Origin of the sequence: Parasutterella muris, from assembly GCF_009767915.1 — a bacterium.
GTDB classification, from domain to species: Bacteria; Pseudomonadota; Gammaproteobacteria; order Burkholderiales; family Burkholderiaceae_F; genus Parasutterella; species Parasutterella muris.
In genome coordinates, this window is record NZ_WSRP01000032.1 from 23276 (window position 1) to 29408 (window position 6133).

Below are 6133 nucleotides of genomic sequence, written 5' to 3' on the forward strand. Positions count from 1 at the left end.
CAGTGAGGCCGAGTCAAATTATCAGTCTTTCGCTTCTTTCGAAGTGGGCTGTGGGGCGACTTCATTCACAATAAAGCGCCAGGTCGCCTCTTTCGTTTCTTTATCGAGTGTGTCAAAACCCATCTTATGGGTAAAGAAGAAGCCCTCAAAGGCCATGATCGCGGTTAAGAGTCGAGGCGTATCAATCGGAGATTTTTTTACCATCTCAAATAGTCTTTGATACCAGTCATGAAAAGGCTTCAGAGACTCCGGCTCATGCAGATGCAGTGCTAAAAGCGCCACACCCAAAGCAGCAAACCCGCCGTCATCCTCGTCAAACCCCTCATACCAAGAGGCATAACCGGGCGCAAGCGGCTCCCTCTTATCGGCAAACTTGGCCATATTCGTCGTCAGACGCTCATCCAAGTGCTGAACATACTCTTCGACAAGCGCATGGAAAAGCGCTTTCTTATTTTTAAAGTGATATAAAAACGCGCCTTTGCTGGTTTGAGATTCTTTAACAATCTTATCGATCGAAAGCGCGGCTACGCCCTCACGCATGATAAACACGCGTGTCGCCTCAAGTATCTTATTTCTCGTTCTTAAAGCTTTTTCACTGGGCATAGTCGTTCTCTGAGATTTTTCTTATCGGATGCTTCAAGTGTATAAAAAAAGAGCCTCAAATTGCTGAGGCTCAGGCATTTATTAGAAATTAGTAGTTCTTTAAGAGCTGATCGCCGTTTTCCAGGTCGATACTATAAATGCGGTCCTGATCAACAAAAGGACTCTTTGCGCGATAAGCCTTATACAGTTTCTCTGTTTCGGGACTCATTCTGAAGTTTTTGTTTTTCATCTTTCTCAGATCCGCTGCCTGTGTGTTGTGCAGAAGTTCCATGGATAGAACAAGGAAAGTATTGTCTGCCGACTGTTTCAGTCTTTGAGCGGCACGCGGAAGGTTAGATGCGGAATCTTCAATGTTGCCTTCAACCGGGAAGCTGTCCAGAGAAACCGGATTCGCAAGATCAATATTTTCCGAGTAGATGGAAATCAGCGTGTCTTCTGTCGCGCCAAACGCGTGACCAAGGTTGCCTTCAGCCGCAAGATAGCGGGAAAGATCGGTAAACTGCGGCTCATCCAAACGCATCGTGCGCTGAGCAGCGTTGTGTCCGACATGACCAAGCGCTAAAGCCATTCTCTGAACAGCTAAAGCGACCGGAAGCACTTCAAAGTTTGCTGTCGGGATAATCGCGCCTTTAGCATTCTTAGTTTCAATGAAATACTGACCGATCTGCGGAATGTCTGCTCCGGTGCGATCCGCGTCAACCATTACGCCGGGATTGTCGTCCGAGCCGTTAATCTGAACATTGATGACTTTGTCTAGGTCGTTCAGAGCGTTCTGAGCTTCAGAGAGTGTGTACACCGTAGTACGGAAGCAGAGCGGGTCCTGCAGTCTGCGGCTTTCGTCCTTATCCCAAAGGTAGGAACCGGCAAGAACCTTTCTTAATTCAGAAGCTTTTTCAGCAAGACCCGGGAACGGATGGAAATTAACCGTCTGAGGAAGGAACGGCGCAACGTTGCCGTTTAAGCCTTCAAGACTGATACCGTACACAATCGGTGTAACTTTCAGAATCTGGCGAACCGCTTTTGCGGCATCCATGGTCATAGCCATGGCGACCGAGCTGTTGGAGAGGATACCGAGGGCGTCTTTGCCTTCCGGAATCAGAGGCTTAATACCTTTCTCCTTTAACACTTCCATGGAGGCGACCTGCTTGCCGTCCTTATTGATAACCTTCCATTCACCGATCATTGCGGATCCGACGTGGGAAGCAAGTGTAATATCCGCGTCACCAAGCGAACCCTTTGTCGGGACAACCGGAGTAACGCCTTTATTCAGGAATTCTTCGTAGAGTTCCGCCACTCTCGGCTGGACTCCGCTGCCGCCTTTAAGCAGCGTGTTCAGACGAATGACCATCGCGAGACGAACCAGTTTCGGATCCAGCGCGGGACCGGCACCAATGCTGTGGCTTCTCAGAGTGCTGTAATTGAAGCGGCGGCTTGCGGCTTTAACCTCTTCACTCAGTTCGCCGTTAGCGGAAATCACCTTATGGTCTTTATTAAGCCCCACACCAACCGTCAACCCGTAAATTTCTTTGCCGCTTTTAGCCGCTTCAAGCACCAGTTCATAAGATTTTTTTACTCGATCCATGGCTTCCGGAGCAATGGATACAGGCGCACCTTCTGCGATTGCCCAAGCATCATCCTGGGTTAAAGAGGAGCCGTTCAGCTCCACAGCACTTACGCTTGTTGCGGTCAGCATAGCGATTGAAATAAGAGAAAGTTGGAATGTTTTCATTTTAAATTCTCGAAACGGTTGTGTTTGAAAAGGGATTTGAGACGACACTGCCCCGACGCTTTGCTTTTGAGCAAAGCGCTATGCAAAACGACGGGACAGATGGGAGAAGGCGGGATTACTTAGCCTGAGCGGCGGCACCGGCTCCGGCGATTCTGCCAAAGACCATGATATCGGTGTAAGCGTTGCCGCCAAGACGGTTGGTGCCATGAGTTGTACCGGTCACTTCACCGGCGGCGAACAAACCGGGAATCGGTTTGCCGTTGGCGTCCAGAACTTCAGCCTTGGTATTGATCTTAAGACCGCCCATAGTATGGTGTGTGGATGGAACCGCCTTGATGATGTAGTACTTGCCTGTGGACAGATCTTTAAGACCGGCTCTGTGGTTGAAGTCCAGATCCTTGCCGTCCTTGGCAAACTTGTTGACGCGGTCAACTGTAGCCTGAAGCGCTGCCGGATCAATCTTGAAGAATTCTGCCGCTTCCTTCAGCGTGTCGGCTGTGTGCATGATGCCCTGCTTAGTAAAGGCATCGTATTCCGTATCGTGAATCTTCACGGTATTGGAGATCTTGCCAATATTGTCATTCCAAAGCACATAAGCGTATGCGCCAGGCTGATCAAGAATCGCCTTGGAAATTACGTCGCGTCTTTCCAGTTCTTCAACAAAGCGCTTGCCTTCCTGGTTCACAAGGATCGCGCCGTCAAAGCGGGCGTCTGCGATCAGTTCGATCACGCCTGAGATCGGGTCGCAGATCGGATAAGTCTGAATGTAGCCCATATTTACGAGCTGACCGCCTGCTCTTTCAGCCATATAGAGCGCTTCACCGGTAGTTCCGGGTGCGTCCGTTGTCTTGAAGCGTTCATCGATCGACGGGTTGTATTTCTTAACCATTTCTGCATTAGCTCCGAAACCGCCGGTTGCGAGAACGACACCGCCTTTAGCGTTGAAGGTGTAATCCTTGCCTGCGGAAACCGCTTTGACGCCGACCACTCTGCCGTCTTTATCCTTGATCAGTTCTTCAGCCTTCATATTGGTGATGACGGGGATGCCCATCTTGTCTGCAAGAGCGGAGAACTTCGTGATGAATTCCGTACCGGTATGGCCGTGCGGAATCAGAGCGCGTTTTCTGGAGTGGCCGCCAAACTGGAAGACGTTGTCATCTTCAAACTGCACACCGACTGTATTCTTCAGCCATTCAGCGGTCGGCAGCGCGTTAACTGTCATGACTTTAACGATCTCCGGATCGCCCTTGAAGTCACCACCTTTGAGTGTGTCTTCAGCAAAGCGTTCGGGTGTGTCATCGTTGATGTTGAGATTCTTCTGAACCCAAGAGCCGGCAACGTTCATCTCTGCGCCGGAGATCAGAGAGTTGCCGCCGACTGTCGGCATTTTTTCCAGAAGTACAACATTAGCGCCTTTGGATTTAGCTTCAACGGCCGCGGCAAAACCTGCGCCGCCCGCACCGATCACGACGACATCATAGCTCTGGTTTTGAGCCATGGCGCTGTCAGCTTTCTTGGTATCAGCGGGTTTTGCGGCCAGTTTGACACCGGCTCTATCGGCAGCGGCCTTAACCGCGTCAAGGAAGCCCTTAGAGGAGAATGTTGCGCCGGCGATGCCGTCGATTTCAGCAGAGTTGGTGCGCACAACATTGTCTTTCAGTTCAGTGAAGACCTTCTGAGCGAGCACTTTGTTTTCTTTGTTCTGAACAACGTCGATCTTGGTGATTTTGCCGTTATCGAAAGTGACAGCAACGGCGATATCGCCGTGTTTGCCAACACCGGTTCCTTCTGTTGTAACAGGAGCGGCGGAGACGGAAGAAAGCATAAGAGCTGAAAGAACGGAAGCTGTTAACACACTGAATTTATTCATAGCGGATTCCTATTTTCGGTTGAGTTATTTTTTAAAACAGTCTAACTGGACTGAAAATAGTATACGTTAATTACAGTCTATATAGACTGTTTTTATGTCATCCAAATATAGGAATTTTCCCGCAGAAATTACGAAATTCTCAATTCAAGAAATGAGTATCTATTGCCAATTAATCAGTTAGTTAAAACAAATTAAACCTTATTTATCTCTCCAATAAAAGGGATTAATACTTTTGCCGTAGTTAATATTCTTGGGGTATTCCTAAAAAGCTCAGCAATAAATACATCTTTTAATGCTCATATTTCTTGCGTTCGGAAGGAAATAAGATATTACTCAGAGCTCTAAATCACCACACCTTCTGTCTGCAAAAGACATCTGCAGTTTGGTAAAACATAAGTGGATCTATCCATAGGGGTTTTATTTCGCACGATACGTCTCCGACGCGAAAAAATACGACACCGCAAAACCAACAGCCAAAACGAATGCACCTGCAAAACACATCATCTGCTGACCGTAAGAAATAAAAGCAATCGGAAAAAGCAGTGAACTGATCATCGAGCCTACGCGAGATGTAGAACCCAAAATTCCCAGCGCAGTCGCACGGATCGAAGTCGGAAAAAGCTCGGACGGATAGACATAATCTAAAACCGACTGAATCCCATAAGGCAGCGAATATATCGCCAAGGCTGCCCACAGCATCAGTTTCGATCCGAGATGAACCTGAGAAAGCATCAAAAAGCCCAGAGCCATCAGCGCAAACGTCCACAGAATCAATGGACGGCGCTTTGTTCGTCCGATCAGCCCAAGTGCACCGAAACTGCCTATGAAAAATAAAAGATACGCAATAATGGTCGACGCGAACTCGGTCTCGCCGCTCATGTCCGGCGCGCTTAGAAGCAGCGGCCCGAACATCAGAACAGCAGTAACGGGTGCCGCCTGACAAAACCAAAACACCGAAATAAAAATCAGCTTGCCGATCGTCCTGCGGTTGAATCGCCCACTGCTCCGCAAACTCTCCTCTTCCGTTAATTCAGAAGTACTGCTGAGACCGAGAATCGCTAGAGAGTACTCCGCTTCTGCGCCTCTGCCGTGATGAAGCAGCCAAAGCACAGACTCCGGCGCGCCGCACCGAACCCATGCACTGATAAGTGCCAGTACTGCGGCAAACAGCGGATAAACCATCCAGCTCAAAGATACCTCTTTAATTAACCATGCGGTACAAGCAGATAAAATCGCGCCGATAAACCAAGCATTCATCAGCCATGTCAGTGTCTTGGCACGAACTAGTTTCGGAGAATTCTCGGCAGCCATCGCCTGTGCGCAGGGAGAATCCGCTCCTGTCACAAAACCCAGAAGGAATCGAACGGTAATTAAAGAAACAGGAACCGTGCACACCGTCTGCAGCGCGCAAAGCGCGGCAAGGCAAAACGGCAAACAGTTATATAAGGCGCGCCGCCCCATCCTGTCTCCAATCCAGCCGCCAAACAGCGTACCAAAAAAAGAACCGAAAATATAAGCAAAAGCACTGAATCCCACCAGCCAAGGTGAATTGTCAGCGCATACAAAATCAGAAAGAAACCAGACCAAACCGACGGACGTAATTAAATATCCGTCCATGAGCGGCGCGCAGCAGGCACCAGCGCATAGCCGCACCGAGGAATAAAGGCGAATCTTTTCGGTTCCCTGCCTTGTCAATAGATGTATTGGTTTTTTTTACATTCTATCGAGACGAGACAAAAAAGAATATTGCCGTTTGTCGGGAAAAGGCAAAAATTAAGGCGGCACGATCGAAATCCCGAGTTTTACAGTTAAATTTTGAATAAAGCTCGGCCCACATTGGCTTAACAGCCAAATTTTTTTAACGCCTAAGTAACACTAATGTAGTACATTATGGTATAATTGAGAACCTTATGAGGAGTTCCTTATGCCAA

The 6133-nt window shown here is 48.6% G+C and carries 4 protein-coding genes; all 4 read right to left on the minus strand.

Translation table 11 applies throughout. The features are described from left to right. Positions 1-21: 21 nt before the first annotated feature. Positions 22-603: a TetR/AcrR family transcriptional regulator gene (locus tag E5987_RS09800; protein ID WP_160335908.1), complete on the minus strand. Its 582-nt coding sequence runs from the start codon at positions 601-603 to the stop codon at positions 22-24. Between the two features lie 88 nt (positions 604-691). After that, entirely contained in the window at positions 692-2332 is a 1641-nt protein-coding gene (locus E5987_RS09805) for an HAL/PAL/TAL family ammonia-lyase (RefSeq protein ID WP_160335909.1), read from the minus strand. A gap of 115 nt (positions 2333-2447) precedes the next feature. Continuing rightward, positions 2448-4202: a flavocytochrome c gene (locus E5987_RS09810; protein WP_160335910.1), complete on the minus strand. Its 1755-nt coding sequence runs from the start codon at positions 4200-4202 to the stop codon at positions 2448-2450. 417 nt (positions 4203-4619) lie between these two features. After that, on the minus strand, positions 4620-5855 hold the full coding sequence (locus E5987_RS09815) for an MFS transporter (RefSeq protein ID WP_338143623.1): 1236 nt from the start codon (positions 5853-5855) through the stop codon (positions 4620-4622). Between the last annotated feature and the right edge of the window lie 278 nt (positions 5856-6133).

Coding starts and splice junctions, on each gene's coding strand:
- E5987_RS09805 (WP_160335909.1), bottom strand. CDS start 2,332: ATGAAAACATTCCAACTTTCTCTTATTTCAATCGCTATGCTGACCGCA.
- E5987_RS09810 (WP_160335910.1), bottom strand. CDS start 4,202: ATGAATAAATTCAGTGTGTTAACAGCTTCCGTTCTTTCAGCTCTTATG.
- E5987_RS09800 (WP_160335908.1), bottom strand. CDS start 603: ATGCCCAGTGAAAAAGCTTTAAGAACGAGAAATAAGATACTTGAGGCG.